Below are 18,451 nucleotides of genomic sequence, written 5' to 3' on the forward strand. Positions count from 1 at the left end.
TCGTTGCTGTCTCAATTCATATTTTACTCGCGTAAAGCTTATAAAAAAGAAAAAAATTGATTTTTGAGTGGTTTTTTAAGCAGATGCCAAAGCCTTTCAATAGGGTTGAGTTCAGATGCTGATGGTGGTTGAAACAGAGGGATAATGTTTTCTGTACCACAAATCGCTGAACTTGTATGAGCAGGTGCTTGGTCGATCTGCAAAATAGCATGATCGTCACCTAATTGCAGGGATAGTCAATTTAAAAACTGTTGAAAGCACTCACCATTGAGTTTTGGGTACTCATAAAGAAAGTAGTCTCCAGTTAATGGTTCAATTGCACCATAAATCCAAAAGTTGTCCCTTGTCCATTTCACCTCAACAGTAGGTTTAACGCCTGAAACAGTAATCACTTTTCCTGTAAGAGTTTTGAGTCCTACTTTAGTTTCATCCTGATACAGGTAGCGAACACACTTTCCTTTGGAAAACAGTTTTGAGAAAGTTGATAAAATTATACCGAGTTTTTTTTATTCTGATATCAACTCTTCGTCCTGCTGGCAACTTTAAGGACGTGGTATGGCAATGGACAGGAAGCTTAGGACAACAATCAATTCACAATGTATGTTGTTGAAGGTGCGTTTATCGCTGACTTGTCCTAACTTTGATGGCTACGGCTATACTTTTTATTTCGCACCCCATCGATATCGAACCAAAACATAGACTGTCCCATACTCAACATCCAAACCATATTGCCGTTTCAACCACTCGACTCAAGAAAAGCTACAAAGGAAATACAAAAACTTTAGATGCCCACTTATTAAAAGACATTGCTTACATCCTTGCTTTTAGAAACTGCATTACTAAAATTTTCAAATTATCAAGTCTCATGACATGAATAATTGATTAATAACTACTTTATGCTAGCTTCAAGATAATTGCTAACCAAATGCAATTTTAGTGCAACAATAATTTCGTCTTCTCAATAAGCGACCAGCTTGATACTGTAAATAGTAGCAAATGACTATTAAACAAGATACTCATATGCATCAATTATGAAATATACCTGGCACTGTCAGCTGATTGTACAGACTCACTACTGTTCCCAATCAACCAACACCCCATCCACACAAGCAATCCCCCACTGCGGAAACTTCGTTACCAACTTCTTGACCACAATCTGCAAAGCAGGATCATCATTCCAACATTCCGCAAGAAACTCAAACCCTGTATTTTCCCTCAATACTTCCGCCAGCTTAAGTTTCTGCATCCGCCCTGGCCGAGCCTTAGACCGTGCTGCGATCGCTTCATTTGACCATTTGTCAGCACAGAGGGCAGACGCGGCGGAAACTGGGTCAACGTTATCTGCTTTGACTTCTACACGAAAAACCGAATTTTCAACCGTTAACGAAGTGGAAAGGCTAGGTGAGGCTGGTTCTTCAAAATCAGGGGCAACGGGCGCGGCAGAATAAGTGCCTTCATGAGGATTTTTCGCCTCAACACGACAATCCTGCTTTTCTCCCAGCAACAAAGCAGACTGACCTTGTACAGCATCCACGAGCGCGAGCGAAGTACAGTCCGTTACCGCAGGTAACTCTTTCTCTTCTTCCACGCTCTCGAGAGTCTGAGGCGACGCGCCCCCAAAAGGCGCGTCAGCCGTCACTTCATCACGCGTATTTTCCTTTTGCGTGGAAGAAGTACACCTCACCAACTCTTTTGGAGAGTTGGTGAGGTGTTCCTGAACAGTTCGTGAGGGTTCCTGAAACCCTTGCTCTGACTGACTTTGATCTGAGATAGATGCTCTGTACAAAGCACGTATTTCTTTAGAACCAGCATCCATCTCTGTATTCTCAGAATTTGGTGCTTGTTTTTCAGCATCTGTTTTTTGTGACGCAGAATCAATTCCCTCCCAAAACTCCTTCATTCTGCTGCCATGCAAATTCCGAATCATCCAACCAACAGTTTCACGCCCGTCCTGGATCGACTTGTCCGGCTTGAAAATGAATAGCCCACTGTCAGACAAAATTTTCTTCGCAGCGATGAAAGTACTGTAACCCAGCCCAGTAGACAAAGGCATCCACCGGGAACCGTAAGGGTCAGCCGTCCAACATTCCTGCCACAGTTGTGTAATTGAGTATTTTTGTTGGGAAGCCCATAACATGTCTTCTATTGGAATAATCACGTGAAACCTCTTGTATGGGGATTGGGGAATACTTGCGGCGGAAGACTTTTTGGACTTGGGACGAGTGATAGTTGCAGTCATATTTCAATCTCTTATTTATGTTGACACACGAAAGCTTGCCCCCTTTAGGGGTGCGAGTATTCATATTTAGTTGCTTAAAAAATCACTCTCTGCTTTGGCAGTACAACTAGCAAGTTTGTTAAAATGTTGCTGTTGTCTACCATTTGCGGCGGGGACACATTTCAAAGGGTGGTTGCAGAGTTTCTAACGCTTGCAATCGCTCTAGCCGATAACCTCTCCTACTCAGTTATGCGGTCGCCAGAATCGCAACTCGTCCCTGGAATAAGTCTCAGTCTTTTTTAACTCATTGCGCCAATGCTCCCAGGCGACAACTACTGTTTCCCCTAGCTCTTCCACAACTTCGCCCCTCTGCAAATACAGAGTTCGGTACGGGTCAGCGTGGGCGACAATGGAACCAACGCCAATGGTGCTCTTTTCAGTAGATGAGTTTTCTAGAGATTTGATTAACTCTGTTTCCTGAGTGGTCAATTCCGCCCAGTAATCCGATTTAATTACCTCATATTCTTGGGCAACGCTCCGAAAATCTTGCCACGTACATCCAGCCTTGGACAACACTCGCCTAATATCGCTAACTGCCTGGGGCAACATTTCTAATTGCTCGGCGCGGTAGGCTATCGCTTCGGGAGTTGGGCTACTCCCCAGAATTATTGCCGCAGCTTCGAGCGCTTGGGTGTTGTTCATCGCACTGGCGAGATTCTTCAAAGCCATACCCATGAGCCGTAGACATTCCTGGGCATTCTCTTTGGGTGGTTCCTGGGCGAGCGATCGCAAATCAATTGTCTTCTCCAGCACCTGTTTCACCTGCTTGTTCAGTGCCTTGGTAGCTTGAGTCGTCATGGTATTGCCCCACTGCTGGGCAGGGCGTTGTTCTACAGCGTTTTCCAATTCCTGAATACGTTGTTGCAATCGCTGATTCTCCAGTTCCAGTTGCCTCAACCCCTCCATTTCGTCTAAGCGCTGCTGTAACTTAATGTTCTCTGACTTTTGCTGCTGGTAAAGTTTTTGGGATGATTCAAGTTGTTCTCTTATTTGTGCTTCGGCTCTGGCATTAGCTTCTGTTTGCAAGCCAATCCTCAACTCCTGCTCTAGCCGCTCTAGCTCGATTCTGTGCTGAACTTTTAGCTCAGCAATTACTTCGGCGTATTCTTCGGGGTATCTGCGCTCGTTGGAAAATGACGCAATTGTGTCATTTTCATCAGTCAAATCACGATTGTTAACCAGCAGTCTCTCGCCATCGCTGAAAGTGACAATCTGCTGTGAAGTGTTTGGTGCATCTGCCTCAATCACCCCGGATTCACCATAACGGGGATGAGATTGTGATGAAACTTTGACCGTTTGGCACAATGGTTGCTGAGCGCAGTCGAAGCATTGCGTTTTAGACTTTTCCTCTGTTGTGTTACTGTTAGCAACTGGATTTGACGTATTTTTAGGTACTACCTCCCTTACTGCTTTAGCAAAATCTGCGGCAGTGGGGAACGGTTTTTCTTTAGAGGCGATCGCAACGACTTCCTGTAACTTGTCAGGTGTTTTGACCAGCCGGAGTAGGGGACGAGTTTGAGAGGGTTTGGTAATCTTTTCCCTAAGTGACTCTGGCAGAGTGTCAACAACCTTAGAAGCTGCGAGTAAATCCCTTACACGGCGGTATCCGCCATATCTGGTCAGTTCTTTCTCGCAATAGCTTTCAAAACTGGTGTACCCAGCATCCTTAAAATAGCGATTGTCCCTCATCAGTCGTAATTCCTCTATTGCCTGCCACTCGAAACGGTCGATGGCGGCTAAGGTATCGAGTATGCTGCTGTTAAGGCTGCTGTAGTCAAATTCTGGGGTTTGTTCGGGTTCTTGTGTCAGCATAGCTCTCTCCTGCTTTCAGAGATAGGAGAGGTGCTTGAAATCACCTTATGCGATAAGTATGCATCACCGTAAATAATACAATTTAACCCTGTGCATCCGACAAGAAGATTTGGTATCGTTAAGTAATTCATAGCCTTAAAAGTTGGTTATGTACTGTCCCCGCTGGTAGCCTCAGAAACTGGCCAGTGGGGCTTTTAATTTATTGGCTGTAGCTGCTCTCTTCCCTTAAGTATTTGGGCTTTCAATTCTCCTTTTGTACTTGGTAAACCCTGGTGTTTGTGGTAACCCTTTAACTTCAGTTCTTTAATAATCCTCCTTAACATTTTTCTCTTTTTAGGTTACCACGGTTAACCATAGGTTTACCATGTATTAGTGTTAAATGATAAACCCGCCTTACCTGTTTGGTTGGGGCGGGTCTTCCTTTGCAAATTGTTGTATCTGTTTTAGCTTTTGCCTCAGGAGGCGATTCTCGTCCCTGAGGCGATTAATTCCCCCGATCGAACTTGCTTTAATTCTCTGATTTCCTCTTCAAGCCTTTGCAGTCGAGTGTTAATATCGCTTTCTATTTCCACCTCTCCACCAATAAATTGCAAAACCAATGCTAATAACGCCTGGGATTCAGTTTTTCCTGACTTCCTAGCTTTTTCATTAAAAGCATCTTTTACGGTCTGTGTAACGCGCACGGCTAGACGTTTGTCTGCTTTTTCTTCTGTATTCATACTTCTACTGTCTATCTACTTTATCTGTTTACCAAGGTGGTAAACACGAGCATAGCACTGTAAACAGGAATATTCAGCTTTTTGGTAACCAGTGGTTGACATTTGGTTACCAAAAAGTTACCATGTATTTAGAAACAAAATAAAAGACGACCGCCACAGTCTCGTAAACAAAGCGATCGCCTTTTAGATTTCCCACCCTCTACAGATGGAGTAACCATAATAATGACACACGGAACGTATACCCAACAACAGCTGCAACTCAAATCCATAGCTCGGCTCAAAGAAATCTACAGTCAGATTGGTGCTACCGTTGAAGTTACAGACAAACGCTGCAAGGATGCCTGGATCAACGCAATCAACGCTCACCAATCCTCCCAACTCCACAAAGTCGATGAACAAGCGATTGCCCAAGCCCAACTAGAGCATCACATCGAAGCACAAGCGCAAGCTGTAGCACCGGAAGAATTTACAGTTGTTGAAATCAGCTTTTACGATCACGAAATATATTGCGCTTCAAAGTTGATTGCAACCATAAGCTACGACGACAATCACTTGACTCAACGTTGGGTGGTGATGGTCAACGGCAAGGAAGTATTCCGCCGTGGCTGGTGGCAAAAGTGTTTCAACGATATCTGCTGGCATTACAAGCGAGGAACATTATTCGCTCTGTTACCTGACACCGTTCAATCACCAGCTAGTGAAGAACTCACCCCGGCAGACGACACTACAGAAATAACCACAGCACAGCAACCCCTGGGTGAATGGGACTTCAGCATTCCCAAGTGGAATTCACCCGCCGCCATCTGCCCTACCTGCAATGGAAGTGGCTGCGGTAACTGCAATTATCACGGGATTCGTGCGGTGGACTTGTGCCAGCCTCAAGATGACTTTCGGCTCCACTACCTGGGACGTACTGATATTCAGACTGCTTACAATGTTTACAAGGGCGACGAACACCTGGGGATTGTGTTCAGAGTGCGTAACAGTGATTGCTTTTGGGAAAATGACTCAGCCGCGCATTATTGGCTGAGTCAAAAAGGTGTAAATTGTATCTCTGTAAAAGATGCTATCAAAGGTTTAAAACCAACGGAAGTTCATCTCGAACCTTGAGGGGGGACAAAAAGGGCTAGAATGCAGATAAAATAAGCCTCATAGCCCTTTCTCCTTGTTGATAATACTTACGCTTATTAGGAGCTAGTGTCATTAACTCAGCCACCAATTCATAAGAATTTTCCATGAAATCGACCCAGTTAGACCCCTTCGGGTTCGCAGTCGCCTGCGGAGGGAAACCCTCCCGCAGCGCTGTCTCACCATATAATCCAATATAAAAACTACTATGACGGCGAACTGTTCGCCCAGATTCTTTAATTCTACCGACGTATTTTTGAACACCCATGCGTTTAATTTTTTGACCAGATATAGTTGCAGCCGTATATGCGAGTGAGATTAATAATATTAGGGAAATTAGCCTTTGACCTGATACATTAGTATCTTCTAAATTATAACCACCGCTTTTAAAATCTTTAAACATTTCCTCAATATCAAAACGTTGTTTATAAGCCTTAATAGCCGAATCTAAATCATCTAAATTAGTCAGAATAAACCAGCCCTCTTCCGGCGCAACTCCAAAACGTTTGCGTTTCCATTTGCTAGCAAGATTAAAGCTAATAAATCCTGTAGACTTTGTATATTTAATACCTTGATAAAAGAAAGAAAGACCAGGTGCTAAACCCAAATCTCTTAGTTGCAGCCAAATTTCTGGTTCTATTTCTATAAATGCGTCCTTTTTTAAGCGTAAGCAGAAATATACTTTCTGCTCTGTGAGCCAGAAAGCGGCGCTTTACCGAACAAAATTCGCGGTCTCCTAACACTACAGTTTTATAATTATTAAAAAGCGGCAATGCTTTTTTGAATACTGCTTCTTGTTCATCAAAATTGCTTGAACCCAATTTGTCTAATAGCTTAAAATATATTGGGATAGACCTTTTATCCCAAACCACACTAATCATTAACAGATTAATACGCCCCCAGTTAGTCCGGTCAATTACTAAATAAATAACTTCATTTAAGGGGAAATATATTTCTAACCAGCTTTTAATAATTGGGAACCAAATTTCTTCAATATTGATGTAATTTAAAGATAAAAACCGCTGAATTCTTTTCCTTCTACTTTCAAATAGTATTGGTATTGGTAAAGCAGTCGCTAGCGCCTCAAGGCTAACAGTTTTAATAGATTGTAATAAATAAATGAGGAGTTTTAGTAATAAGTATTCAGTACGTCCAAGCTCTCGCTTGAGGTGTGTCTCGTAGAATTCAGGTAATATTATCATTAAATAGAGCTTATTGCGAATGGATGCTCTTTTTGTTTTACCATAAATTGCTACACTCGTTGCCCTGTATCTATCTCAGGGTATTTTGTCCCCCCTCAAGGTTTTTGTATTAGATAAAAACAAGCAACCACTCGACCCCTGCCATGCAGCAAGAGCGAGAGAATTATTAAAACAAGGGAGAGCAACAGTTTATAAACAGTATCCGTTCACAATAATAATTAAAGACCGAGAAGTAGGTCAATCAGTGATACATCCACATCAGGTAAAGATAGCTCCAGGCAGCAAAGTTACAGGTCTAACTGTACTCCAAGAAAATACGAATAGATGTGTATTTGCTGCTGAAATCAGCCATCGTGGGTTTCAAATTAAGCAAGCACTGTTATCAAGAAGGCAATTAAGACGTTCTCGACGCTTACGCAAAACACGTTATCGTAAACCACGTTTTCTTAACAGAAAACGTAAGAAAGGTTGGCTACCACCATCACTGCAATCTCGGATTGAGAATGTTTTAACTTGGGTAAACCGATTGCGTCATGTTTGCCCCATAACTGCAATTTCTCAAGAGCTAGTCAAATTTGACTTACAGAAACTCGAACAACCAGAGATACAAGGTGTAGATTATCAACGTGGTGAGTTATTTGGTTTTGAAGTTAAAGAGTATCTTTTGACCAAATGGGGGCATCAATGTGCTTATTGTAGTGTTAAAGATGTGCCATTACAAATTGAGCATATTGTCGCTAAATCTCGTGGTGGGACTAATCGTGTTAGTAATCTCACGTTAGCTTGTCAAAAATGTAATCAATCCAAAGGTAATCAACCAATCATCGAGTTTCTTAAAAAGAAACCTGAATTATTAAACCGGATTTTATCTCAAGCTAAAAAACCTTTAGTTGACGCTACTGCTGTGAATGTAACTCGTTGGGAATTATACCGAAGACTTCAACAAACTGGTTTACCAGTCGAAGTTGGTAGTGGTGGGCAGACTAAGTGGAACCGAACCAATCATAGAATTGAAAAATCTCACTGGGCTGATTCGCTGTGTGTGGGAGCTAGTACACCCAAAAAGTTGTTAATAAAGGGCATTAAACCTCTAGCGATTACAGCCAAAGGTCACGGTACTCGTCAGCGTTGCCGTACAAACAAGTTTGGATTTCCAAAAGCTCATGCACCTTCATCTAAATACTTTCAGGGTTTTACCACTGGCGATATTGTTAAAGCCAATATTCCAACTGGTAAATTCGCAGGGACTTATATAGGCAGAATTGCTATTAGATTCCGCCCTAGTTTTGTTCTATACTTTTTAGATAAAAAATTTGATGTTCATCCTAAATATTTGAATACTAGACAAAAGGCTGACGGTTATGAATATAAACAATAGTGATGTTCGATAAAACAGTTTTAATATTCTCGGAGATATTTACCTATAAAATTAACAGATATAGCAAAAATCTTCTTTTCATATTTAATATAAATAGCGCAATGTGTTAAAGTTATAGTAAATAAAAGTGTAAGACTATAGACAGATAGCGTTCATCAAACTTGCCAATTTTTATGCGGCAATAATAAAGATTTTCCTCTTACGAGTGACAGTAGTTTAATATTATAAATTAGAAATTATGCCATTAGTTTTAGAAGATTGGATAGGCCAATCCAGCAATCTCAAGAACCAATGTGAAAAGATTCGGGGAGCAACCATAAGTGAGCGCACTTGGCGCGATTGGGAGCGACTTGCGGGTGCAGTTTATCCCTTGAGGGGATACGAAATACCCTGAAATAGATATAGGGCAACGAGTGTAGCAATTTGTGGTAAAACAAAAAGAGCATTCATTCGCAATAAGCTCTATTTAATGATAATATTACCAGAATTCTACGAGACACACCTCAAGCGAGAGCTTGGACGTACTGAATACTTATTACTAAAACTCCTTATCTGTTTATTACAATCTATTAAAACTGTTAGCCTTGAGGCGCTAGCGACTGCTTTACCAATACCAATACTATTTGAAAGTAGAAGGAAAAAACTTCAGCGATTTTTATCTTTAAATTACATCAATGTTGAAGAAATTTGGTTTCCAATTATCAAAAGCTGGCTAGAAATAAATTTTCCTTTAAATGAAGTTATTTATGTAGTTATAGATCGGACTAATTGGGGATGCATTAATCTATTAATGATTAGCGTGGTTTGGGACAAAAGGTCTATCCCAATATATTTTGAGCTATTAGACAAGTTAGGCTCAAGTAATTTTGATGAACAAGAAGCAGTATTTAAAAAAGCATTACCGATTTTCAAGGATTATAAAATTGTAGTGTTAGGAGACCGAGAATTTTGTTCAATAAAGTTGGCTAACTGGCTCACAGAGCAGAAAGTATATTTCTGCTTACGCTTAAAAAAGGACGCATTTATAGAAATAGAACCAGAAATTTGGCTGCAATTAAGAGATTTGGGTTTAGCACCTGGTCTTTCCTTCTTTTACCAAGGTATTAAATATACGAAATCTCAAGGGTTTGTTAGCTTTAATCTCGCTACTAAATGGAAACGGAAACGTTTTGGAGTTGCGCCGGAAGAGGGCTGGTTTATTCTGACTAATTTAGATGATTTAGATTCGGCTATTAAGGCTTATAAACAACGTTTTGATATTGAGGAAATGTTTAGAGATTTTAAAAGCGGTGGTTATAATTTAGAAGATACTAATGTATCAGGTCAAAGGCTAATTTCCCTAATATTATTAATCTCACTTGCATACACGGCTGCAACTATATCTGGTCAAAAAATTAAACGCATGGGTGTTCAAAAATATGTAGGCAGAATTAAAGAATCTGGGCGGACAGTTCGCCGTCATAGCAGTTTTTATATTGGATTATATGGGTCTAACTGGGTCGATTTCATGGAAAATTCTTATGAATTGGTGGCTGAGTTAATGACACTAGCTCCTAATAAGCGTAAGTATTATCAACAAGGAGAAAGGGCTATGAGGCTTATTTTATCTGCATTCTAGCCCTTTTTGTCCCCCCTCAAGAGTTTATCCACAAGGCAAGAAGGTGTCCGAGCGCTCCTACACGCCGGAACAAACGGAATTACTGTTGTGCTTGGCGTGGTATCGCAAGTGCTATCCCCGCGTGAAAGTCACATATCGGAGCTTGAGAAACTACTGGCAAAGTAATGAATACAAACTTGATGAGGTATTTGATGCTTTCTGTGAAGCAGTAAATTCTCCACAAGAGAAACAACCTCCTACACCTGCTCCAAAACTCATAGCGTTGTCGAGCGTGAAAAAGTCATGTGATCAGATCATGAACCGCTGCATCTCTAGGAATTGCTGGGCTAGTTGGAAGCAGTTTTTGGGAATACCAAAGTATGAACGCTATGTGGAGGAGGGGCTAGCATCAATACTTGTGTATATGGCCTGCTGGAGGCATGACAATCCTACAAAAAAGTTTCCCTCAGTCAACCGTTTGATCACAATGATGAAACATTGGTCACGTCGAGCGATGACACTTGAAACCAATTCGAGTGGCAAGATGTATTATCGATGGCAGATGCGGGGGTGTCTTGGCAAAGATTTAGCTAAATACTTAGCAGCCTATGGGTACAAAATTTCAACACGCACACTATATAAGTGGGGTCATTTCAGCCAACGAAGGCATTATTCACCTTCAGAACTATCGGAGTGGAAGAATATAGCAGCTAAAAAAAGGTGTGCATGATTCGATTACTAGACGGACTTAATACAAGAATACATTTGTCAGAGTTGAGTCCTTCAGAATTGAGTCCTTCAGAATGATTAAATATCTTTACTGCTAAAGCCAGATTTTTGACGAATGTGTTCTGAATTCTAATCACTAAGGAGTAAAACATGGCACGTAAAGGCTCTGAATTGACAGTATCAACAGAAGAGACATCAATAGATAAACAACCCAAAAGCATTACTAAAGCTAAAAAGATAGAGATTAATGCTTATCAAGAACAAACCTCAGCACAGGCGATTGAAGAATTAGAAGTTGCCTTTGACTTTGACTTACGAATGGCAATTATTCAGAGATTAGTGCAAGACAAATACATAATCCTCCAACAAAAAGACAAAGAACGCTCAATTACAGAAGCACTAGAATTAGCCAGATTAGAAGCTATAGAGCTTGCGCGTGAGGAGGGGAAACAACAAGCTAGAGCTAAAATGGCTCAAAAGAAGGCACAACAAAAAGCTGCGGCACAACAACATTTTATTGATGTAGAGTTAGAGCAACTAATTGATAGTTGTGATTACTTGCCGTTTGAAACAATGAAACAGACCGTTAATACTTTTGCAAATCGTATCGGCGTAACTCTTGAGTGGAAAGATTTAGACGATGGACAATTCGAGTGCATACCTTACATCACCTGAAATTCAGGAGTTTATTGACACAGTAAACTCTGGCCGTGAAGTTGCTGGAATTACCCAAATCATCAGCCAGGAGGTACAACGACAGATTGAGACCCAGTTGGCGGAATTCCAGGCAGCGATCGCACAATCTAACTTAGCCATGATTGATGTGATGCACGGTGAGCTAACACGCCTCAAAGAAGAATCTGCAACGGTCAAAGGGGTAATGGAGCGATTGAAGACAGCTGTCGCTCCTGACATTCCATCTTCAGAGGATGAAGTTGTCAGCTTTCGTCAAGCGATTGAAAATCTGGAGAAGTACGGCAGCATAATTCCTACAGAGAAGGATATCGTTGCTGCCCAACTGAAATGGCGAAACCAACAAGCTTGGTCGTTGGTATGGCAATCTGTCGCCAAATTACTAATAAGAAAAATGGAGAAAACATTTTGCAAACCGCCCACTTCCACAGAGCATACTGGTGTTACGAAAACAACCTTGGAATAGCCAAGATTCATTACGAACAATTAGGAATTTTCGCCCTGTTGTTTGAAGAAGGTATTCCCAAGATTAATGTTAATTTCCTCGACAAGAAAGAATTCTCCTATTACTGGCAAAAATACAAGAAAGCGGGAGTAACTTTATGTCTGGGTGTGATGATTGACCGGGATGTTGAATTAACTAGGGTAATTGAAAAGGAGAACGTATTTAAGTTTCCTGAAATCAATCTGGAAGTCAAGCTAGAAAACAATATCCGTTACTTTCGTTCGATTGGAGGAGAATGGCTTGAGTTTGAAGATGATGTGTTTGTCGAATATAAGCCTTGTAATTCACTAATTGATGTTAGATAATAATGCCTAAACCAACACCTCAAAAGCCAGAATCGCCAAAAAATAACGGTTTAAATATCTCTGATTTAAACGGTGATGTAAGTAAAGCTCTAGTCTTTAAAGATTCTCACTTTGGTTTAGAATCAGCAATTTGGGAGAATGCCCAACGTATTGCTGATATGTTGCCTGTCGATATTAAAGTCTTTGGTGACCTCAGCGAAGAAGATGTGGCAACTGCTCTTGAAAAAGCCAAGGGTGCAGAGTTTCAAGCTAAAAACTGGGCAGAATATTCAACTGCTGTTAGTCGCTACCTCAAATCTTTCTACAAAGTTCGGGAGAAGCAAGCGGAAGTCTCTGAAAATATAGCTGAAGCGCGAGTGCAGAGCGCAGAACTAGAGAAAAACCTCTCGACTACTTTAGCTAATTTAGAATCCAAATTCCGCCAAACAATTGGTTCAAATCGTTCTGCTCTAGCCTCCGTTCAAGATGACCTGGCAATCAGCTTGGGGCGAATTGCTTCACAGTACTCAGAGACAAAAGCGAAGAAGCAAGAAAAAGTACAAACCGAAACCGCCAAGAAAGAACCTACGCCCTACGAAGAACAGACAACTTCTTTGGTTGATAGATTCCGTCAGCTTCGTGAAGCTCGTTATTCCGGCTCATCACTGGGAATTACACAACGTATTAAATCAGCTAACAGCTAACGAGGGGATAAATGTCACAAGTCTGTAAGTTACTCATCTGGATATGTGGCTTTTTAATCGCAAGTGCAACTGCACAACTTATCAGTCTACTGCCCTGGTCTTTCCTAGTGATTGGTGTGATATCAGTTATTACTTATACCAAAGGAAAGGCTGACAATTCAATGCTCTTGCAAATCATTACTGTTGGATTAACTTTTGGATGGTGCAAATGTTATTTCCTTGGTTAAAAATCGGGGGCAGTGGGTTAGTAGCTCTAACTTTAATGTTATCTACCAACCCCAAGGATTTGAAGTCGTTCATTCCTTTTAATATAAGTGCGATCGCTCTTGCTAGTTACGCTGGGGTCAAGCTGCGACAACTGGAAAAATTCTATAGCGATAAAGAGCGCGAAGAAGATATGTTAGCCGCCATGAAGGATACTCAGGCGGAGGAGCAATTGCAATTCCTTTCCTCAGCTGCCGAGAGGAAGCGGTCATTTGAGGAGGCGGATAAGCAAACCGAAAGGCAGCTCAAGCTCTTGCAACAGACAGCACCCTTGTTCAGTGATGTTCTTAATATTACCGGACGTAACGGTGCTATCGAACGCATGGCTTTAGGTATGCTGCAAAATGGAGAACCACTTGGTAATGTTTTGCTGGCGGCAAGTGAAGCAGAAATGCAGCTTGAAACTGCCAAGCTTGCTGCTCAGTTCAATACCAGACAGTTAGAATTGCAAACACAAGTGGCGCATCAACAACTGAAGAATGCTGATGTTGTATTTACCCCAAGCACTACAGCGGTTATAGAACCACCCAAATTATCAAAGATTGACGGGCTTACTAAAGCTGCAACCGTTGTTGGAATCAACACCCAATGCCTGCGTGTTGACATTGCCCCTAGCTATGAGAGATTAGTATTCTCTGTCAAAACAGAAGATTTCAATTTACTACCGAAATTTAAAGCAGCAAGCAAGCTGGCACTGGGCATTAGTGAGAAAGAAGATTTACCCTTTTACATTTATGCCCCAGAACAGATTGCTGTGGAAGTGCCTTTGCCACCACAGCAAAGGACTTATTATGATTTTCCCACTCGTCAGTGGAATAGCGGTGAGCGCCTGATTGTTTTGGGTCAATCCTTAGATGGCGAAGTCATCGTTAATTTAGCCTCGGAAGACACACCACAAATATTAGTGGTAGGCGTAACCGGCTCTGGTAAGTCCAACTTCCTTCGTGCTGCGGCTTATTGTCTGCTAATGCAGGGTGCAAGAGTCGATGTCTGTGGTGGTAAGGTCAGCGATTACGAAGATTTTGCCGAGCGCTTCCCTACTATCACTATGAACGATATGGGGAAAACTTTTGAATTTGTCGGTGAGTATTTTAATGAGTGCGATCGCCGTAACTCCATGACTAAAGCGCAATTAGACTTAGAACAGCCTTGGATATTGCTTATTGATGAGTATAAAGGCACAGTCCCGCTTGAAGATGCCTTACGTAAAGCATACGACCAACAGTTGTGTGAAGTCGGTCGCCGGGGCAGAGGTTTAAAAATCCACATCGTTGTTGGTTTACAGCGTGGAGCTAAACGTAGCAAGGAAGATCCACAAGGACTGCCACCTGATTTACGTGATAATCTGCCCTGCCGTATTGCGTTTCGTTGTGTTGACGCTACTTCGGGACGCATGATTTTGATGCGGCGGGGTGAAGCTGTCACTTCACTTCAAGGTCGTGGCGACGGTATTGTGCAGTCTGGTTTGTTGGATCAAAGATTTCAAGCTTATCGATTTGATACTATTCCCGCTTAGTTTTACCGGAGAAAATTAAATTATGTCGAATTTATTGGTATTCGAGTTTGAAGGTAGAGAAGTTCGTTTCGTAGGAACAGCAGAAAAATTGGAATGGATTGCTGCTGATATCGTAGCTATTCTCTATCCACAAGCAGATCCAAGAAATTATTCTAATTACTTGGGTAAAGTTCCGGCACACTGGAAGGATCATAAACCAATTATGACCCCTGGTGGAACACAGAAAATGGCTACTCTCTATGAACCAGGGCTTTATTATTTTATTAGTCGTTCCGATAGTCCACTGGCTGTACCATTTCAGCAGTGGCTTTACGAAGAAGTTCTTCCTTCTATACGTAAACATGGTTTTTATCAACTTCACCCATCTTCATCACCAACTCAAGCCGCCATTGTTCCTTCGCTCAATGAGCTTGTAGACATTGCACAAAGGTTACTTGCTACCACTAAGCTCAGTCCGGAATTACAAACCATAAAATAATTCGTAATTCGTAATTCGTAATTCGTAATTGTTGTACAGGTAGAAAAAGAAAATGTTTGATTACCTCGCAAGCAATATCTAATACACGCCTACACCCAAAAATTATGCTCCCCTCTAAATTTGTCGAAGCTGCCGGGTTTCCTATGCCCTGGCAAGAAAAACACCTGCAACAGTATTTGAGCGATCGCTTAACACAACGCGGTTTCCACACCCAAGTTGAAGCTCCAGCTAATGGCGGTAGGGCTGATATTGTTACCAGTTGGCAGGGAGGGGTGATCGCGGAAGTGAAGAAGTACCTTGACCGCGACACCATCTACCAAGCAGTTGGTCAACTCAACCTTTATGGACTGAACAATACCCATAAGCTGATTGTTATGGGTTTTCTTACACCTGATGCTAAGGCGCAACCATCTGCCCTCAAGACTGCTTCAATGGTGGAGCAAGATCCAAGAATTAGTGTCATCTTCGTGAATCTCGAATCGGAATGGTTACCAGGGAATAAAATTATGTTTTCTTGGTTTCCACGGTTTTTCTCATTACCAAAACTCTCGTTACCACATCTGCCCCTTCATGAATGGCGTTGGTGGTTGGGGATTACTCCCGGATTTCTCACAAAGCCGGAGAAAAGAGGAGTCAAAAACTGCCAAAATATCTATTGCACATGAATTCCAGCAGTTTTAAGCATGACCCCTCAGAAAACAGATTGTATACCGGAACAGTTCAAATTTGAACAAGTTAAATCATGTCCAGTCGTAGTTAATTTCAAGGGTGAGAGGGTAACATCAGATGCAGGATTGACTTTAATTGCGGAGCTAGACCGAAAAAGAGAAATTACATCGCGAGTAGCAAGATGTTTTAAAGATTACCGAGATTCCAATAGAATTGACCATTCAGTAGAAAGCCTAATCACGCAGAGAATATATGGTTTGATAATGGGTTATGAAGACTTAAACGACCACGAGGAACTGCGTCACGATCCAATGTTTATCCTGGCGCTAGGGAAAATAATGGGTTCAGAAAAAGAACTACCAGTCCTAGCAGGTAAAAGCACTTTAAATCGTATCGAACACTGTCCAGAAACTGTTGAATCAAGAGCATCAAGTCGATATCATCGCATTGGACATGATGCAGAAGCTATAGAGAAATTATTAGTTGAAATATTTTTAGAATCCTACTCCAAAGCACCACGACAGATAATTTTAGACTTGGACGTGACTGATGATTTAGTGCATGGCAATCAAGAAGAAGTGTTTTTTAACCCTTATTATAGAGGATATTGTTATGCTCCACTTTATATTTTCTGCGGTAAACATTTAATTGCAGCAAAGCTTCGTGCTTCTAATGTAGATCCAGCGTCGGGTGCATTATCAGAATTGCAACGAGTAATAAAACTAATACGTTTACGTTGGGATAATGTGAAAATTATTGTACGTGGAGATAGTGCGTATTCGAGAGAAGATATTATGAGTTGGTGTGAATCTCAAGTTGGAGTAGATTATGTCTTTGGGTTAGCCCAGAATAGTCGGTTAATTCAACTATCCCAACCAACCCAATACCGGGCTTATCTTGAATATTCGCAAAAACTGGAAACTGTAGTAGAGTTTTTTGAAACTTTATTTACTCCGTCAGATGACTTGAAAAAACAAGCAGCAGCCTTTGTTGATAACTCAGTTTGGTATTGTTCGCTTGATTATAAAACTTTAAAATCTTGGAGCCGTAATCGCCGTGTTGTCTCAAAAATTGAGTATAGTAAGTCAGGGGTAAGTACTCGTTTTGTTGTCACTTCACTCCCTACTAAATTAGTGCCTCCAGGACGACTTTATACCCAGAAGTATTGCCCACGAGGTGATATGGAGAATCGTTTAAAAGAACAGAAGTTATCACTAAAAAGTGATAGAACTAGTACTCATACATTTGCTGGAAATCAACTACGTCTGTGGTTTTCTTCTGTTGCTTATATTTTGATAAACGCTCTCCGAGAGCAATGTTTAACAACAAGCGAACTCAAAAATGCTACTGTTGGAACTGTTCGTACAAAGTTACTGAAATTGGGAGCCGTTATTACTGTTAATAGCCGATATATTTTAATCGCTATTAGTAGAGATTGTCCATACAAGAATATTTTTGCAACAGCTTACAGCTATTTATCTCGGCTAAACTGTTCTGGTTGATTTTCAGCTAATTGGAATTATAGTTATTAGCTTTAACTTGGGTAGATTTCATTGATTTAACCCTAGCTTTAGGCTGTCTATTTATCATTTTCAATAATCTTTGCTTTAGTATTTATTGTTTAGAATGTATCATATTTGTCTTTGTAGTTTCGGTTTACACGTTGTCATAATCTGTTGTTGATTATAGTTTAGTGTTGTATAAAATAATTTACTTTAAGTTTTACTCATCTCAATGATTTTTTCTCACTTGTGAGAAATCCGGGTACTAAGGACAATCCCTTGCTGTTGGTTTTAGCTGTAGCTTTGCTGTGTGTCACATTTGAGCAAATGAAGCGAGAGTATACCCAATGTCAGCAGACTGGGCAGTTGTTGAATTGTTTATTTTCTTCATCAAAGCCATAACCTTAAATTATCCCTGTTTTGTCACTTTGGGAGAATGCAATAGCCCAAAGGGTTGCGGGGCTTTAGTTTCCAGTTTTTGGCTATAAGTTTTAGTTTTTATTAGGAAATAAAGCCTCAAATGTTGATGAAATCAAAACCTCAGAGCAAGGCTTTGATTATTGTTTTCCGAGAGTGACAAAACAGGGTTATGATCTCTACTGCAATCCTTCATAATCAAGAGATAGCTGAAAACCTTGTTAAAATCTACTTAATTAACCAATAGATTAGTATTGACAAGAACTAGCCTTGAGTTCTGTTAAGCATTAACAGTAAAATAAGACAATGCAAGAAGTTGAATTTACTAAATCTGAATTGCTCCAATATTACTGGCAACGGCTCAATCTGATAAACGATCCACATATCAGAGCTAATCCAAATCTCAAAAAAGATTTTCCAGAAGTAATTTCAGACCCCCTAAAATGGTATACATTTGATATTGCTGTTGAACTTCAGAGAAATAACTCTAAGCTTTGGTTAGATTAACTCACTTTCATTTTTTTAATTCACTCTTTTAAAATTTTAAAAGGGTGAATATTTTCAATTAACATTATA

Annotated in this window: 19 protein-coding genes and 1 pseudogene; 14 read left to right on the plus strand and 6 right to left on the minus strand. The window is 40.8% G+C overall.

Going from position 1 to position 18,451, the window contains the following annotated elements; all coding sequences use genetic code 11:
- Positions 1-38: 38 nt before the first annotated feature.
- The 5 genes from WKK05_RS36725 to WKK05_RS36745 all read right to left on the minus strand — a co-directional run bounded on the left by WKK05_RS36725 (position 39) and on the right by WKK05_RS36745 (position 4,809).
- Positions 39-203 (minus strand): transposase, encoded by a 165-nt coding sequence (locus WKK05_RS36725; RefSeq protein WP_341531534.1) that lies wholly within the window; start codon positions 201-203, stop codon positions 39-41.
- A gap of 33 nt (positions 204-236) precedes the next feature.
- Positions 237-392: a hypothetical protein gene (locus WKK05_RS36730; RefSeq protein WP_341531535.1), complete on the minus strand. Its 156-nt coding sequence runs from the start codon at positions 390-392 to the stop codon at positions 237-239.
- 680 nt (positions 393-1,072) lie between these two features.
- Complete coding sequence (locus WKK05_RS36735; protein WP_341531536.1) at positions 1,073-2,239, minus strand: hypothetical protein; 1,167 nt, start codon at positions 2,237-2,239, stop codon at positions 1,073-1,075.
- Positions 2,240-2,461: 222 nt separating this feature from the next.
- Entirely contained in the window at positions 2,462-4,090 is a 1,629-nt protein-coding gene (locus tag WKK05_RS36740) for a hypothetical protein (RefSeq protein WP_341531537.1), read from the minus strand.
- Between the two features lie 455 nt (positions 4,091-4,545).
- On the minus strand, positions 4,546-4,809 hold the full coding sequence (locus WKK05_RS36745) for a hypothetical protein (protein ID WP_341531538.1): 264 nt from the start codon (positions 4,807-4,809) through the stop codon (positions 4,546-4,548).
- 222 nt (positions 4,810-5,031) lie between these two features.
- Here WKK05_RS36745 and WKK05_RS36750 point away from each other — a divergent pair, with 222 nt between their 5' ends.
- The gene (locus WKK05_RS36750) at positions 5,032-5,919 is read left to right on the plus strand and encodes a hypothetical protein (protein WP_341531539.1); all 888 of its coding nucleotides are present in this window, start codon (positions 5,032-5,034) and stop codon (positions 5,917-5,919) included.
- Between the two features lie 16 nt (positions 5,920-5,935).
- Here the strand turns inward: WKK05_RS36750 and WKK05_RS36755 are convergent.
- Positions 5,936-7,133: pseudogene (locus WKK05_RS36755) on the minus strand (IS4 family transposase).
- A gap of 91 nt (positions 7,134-7,224) precedes the next feature.
- Between WKK05_RS36755 and iscB the strand changes: the two are divergent.
- The 13 genes from iscB (at position 7,225) to WKK05_RS36820 (ending at position 18,382) form a co-directional block, all read left to right on the plus strand.
- On the plus strand, positions 7,225-8,517 hold the full coding sequence (iscB, locus tag WKK05_RS36760) for an RNA-guided endonuclease IscB (protein ID WP_341531540.1): 1,293 nt from the start codon (positions 7,225-7,227) through the stop codon (positions 8,515-8,517).
- Between the two features lie 238 nt (positions 8,518-8,755).
- A complete protein-coding gene (locus WKK05_RS36765; protein ID WP_341531541.1) occupies positions 8,756-8,911 on the plus strand; it encodes a hypothetical protein in 156 nt (51 codons plus the stop codon).
- Between the two features lie 81 nt (positions 8,912-8,992).
- Positions 8,993-10,135, plus strand: coding sequence for an IS4 family transposase (locus WKK05_RS36770; protein WP_341531013.1), 1,143 nt, complete (start codon positions 8,993-8,995; stop codon positions 10,133-10,135).
- Between the two features lie 43 nt (positions 10,136-10,178).
- Positions 10,179-10,844 carry a hypothetical protein gene (locus WKK05_RS36775; protein WP_341531542.1) on the plus strand — a complete coding sequence of 222 codons (666 nt, stop codon included), beginning with the start codon at positions 10,179-10,181 and terminating at the stop codon, positions 10,842-10,844.
- Between the two features lie 149 nt (positions 10,845-10,993).
- Positions 10,994-11,518, plus strand: coding sequence for a hypothetical protein (locus WKK05_RS36780; RefSeq protein ID WP_341531543.1), 525 nt, complete (start codon positions 10,994-10,996; stop codon positions 11,516-11,518).
- Positions 11,484-12,002, plus strand: coding sequence for a hypothetical protein (locus tag WKK05_RS36785; RefSeq protein WP_341531544.1), 519 nt, complete (start codon positions 11,484-11,486; stop codon positions 12,000-12,002). The genes WKK05_RS36780 and WKK05_RS36785 overlap by 35 nt, the downstream gene beginning before the upstream one ends.
- Positions 11,945-12,346, plus strand: a complete 402-nt coding sequence (locus WKK05_RS36790; RefSeq protein ID WP_341531545.1) for a hypothetical protein — start codon at positions 11,945-11,947, stop codon at positions 12,344-12,346. The genes WKK05_RS36785 and WKK05_RS36790 overlap by 58 nt, the downstream gene beginning before the upstream one ends.
- 2 nt (positions 12,347-12,348) lie before the next feature.
- Positions 12,349-13,029 carry a hypothetical protein gene (locus tag WKK05_RS36795; RefSeq protein ID WP_341531546.1) on the plus strand — a complete coding sequence of 227 codons (681 nt, stop codon included), beginning with the start codon at positions 12,349-12,351 and terminating at the stop codon, positions 13,027-13,029.
- Between the two features lie 199 nt (positions 13,030-13,228).
- The gene (locus tag WKK05_RS36800; RefSeq protein WP_341531547.1) at positions 13,229-14,809 is read left to right on the plus strand and encodes an FtsK/SpoIIIE domain-containing protein; all 1,581 of its coding nucleotides are present in this window, start codon (positions 13,229-13,231) and stop codon (positions 14,807-14,809) included.
- A gap of 22 nt (positions 14,810-14,831) precedes the next feature.
- Positions 14,832-15,287, plus strand: a complete 456-nt coding sequence (locus WKK05_RS36805; RefSeq protein ID WP_341531548.1) for a BRO family protein — start codon at positions 14,832-14,834, stop codon at positions 15,285-15,287.
- 104 nt (positions 15,288-15,391) lie between these two features.
- Positions 15,392-15,952 (plus strand): hypothetical protein, encoded by a 561-nt coding sequence (locus WKK05_RS36810; RefSeq protein ID WP_341531549.1) that lies wholly within the window; start codon positions 15,392-15,394, stop codon positions 15,950-15,952.
- An 18-nt stretch (positions 15,953-15,970) separates the two neighbouring features.
- A complete protein-coding gene (locus WKK05_RS36815; protein WP_341527375.1) occupies positions 15,971-17,458 on the plus strand; it encodes an IS1380 family transposase in 1,488 nt (495 codons plus the stop codon).
- A gap of 723 nt (positions 17,459-18,181) precedes the next feature.
- A complete protein-coding gene (locus tag WKK05_RS36820) occupies positions 18,182-18,382 on the plus strand; it encodes a hypothetical protein (protein WP_341531550.1) in 201 nt (66 codons plus the stop codon).
- Positions 18,383-18,451 lie beyond the last annotated feature (69 nt).

The sequence above is a fragment of the Nostoc sp. UHCC 0302 genome (assembly GCF_038096175.1).
Taxonomy (GTDB): Bacteria; Cyanobacteriota; Cyanobacteriia; order Cyanobacteriales; family Nostocaceae; genus UHCC-0302.

Coding starts and splice junctions, on each gene's coding strand:
- WKK05_RS36735 (WP_341531536.1), bottom strand. CDS start 2,239: ATGACTGCAACTATCACTCGTCCCAAGTCCAAAAAGTCTTCCGCCGCA.
- WKK05_RS36740 (WP_341531537.1), bottom strand. CDS start 4,090: ATGCTGACACAAGAACCCGAACAAACCCCAGAATTTGACTACAGCAGC.
- WKK05_RS36745 (WP_341531538.1), bottom strand. CDS start 4,809: ATGAATACAGAAGAAAAAGCAGACAAACGTCTAGCCGTGCGCGTTACA.
- WKK05_RS36750 (WP_341531539.1), top strand. CDS start 5,032: ATGACACACGGAACGTATACCCAACAACAGCTGCAACTCAAATCCATA.
- WKK05_RS36765 (WP_341531541.1), top strand. CDS start 8,756: ATGCCATTAGTTTTAGAAGATTGGATAGGCCAATCCAGCAATCTCAAG.
- WKK05_RS36780 (WP_341531543.1), top strand. CDS start 10,994: ATGGCACGTAAAGGCTCTGAATTGACAGTATCAACAGAAGAGACATCA.
- WKK05_RS36785 (WP_341531544.1), top strand. CDS start 11,484: ATGGACAATTCGAGTGCATACCTTACATCACCTGAAATTCAGGAGTTT.
- WKK05_RS36795 (WP_341531546.1), top strand. CDS start 12,349: ATGCCTAAACCAACACCTCAAAAGCCAGAATCGCCAAAAAATAACGGT.
- WKK05_RS36800 (WP_341531547.1), top strand. CDS start 13,229: ATGGTGCAAATGTTATTTCCTTGGTTAAAAATCGGGGGCAGTGGGTTA.
- WKK05_RS36805 (WP_341531548.1), top strand. CDS start 14,832: ATGTCGAATTTATTGGTATTCGAGTTTGAAGGTAGAGAAGTTCGTTTC.
- WKK05_RS36810 (WP_341531549.1), top strand. CDS start 15,392: ATGCTCCCCTCTAAATTTGTCGAAGCTGCCGGGTTTCCTATGCCCTGG.
- WKK05_RS36815 (WP_341527375.1), top strand. CDS start 15,971: ATGACCCCTCAGAAAACAGATTGTATACCGGAACAGTTCAAATTTGAA.
- WKK05_RS36820 (WP_341531550.1), top strand. CDS start 18,182: ATGCAAGAAGTTGAATTTACTAAATCTGAATTGCTCCAATATTACTGG.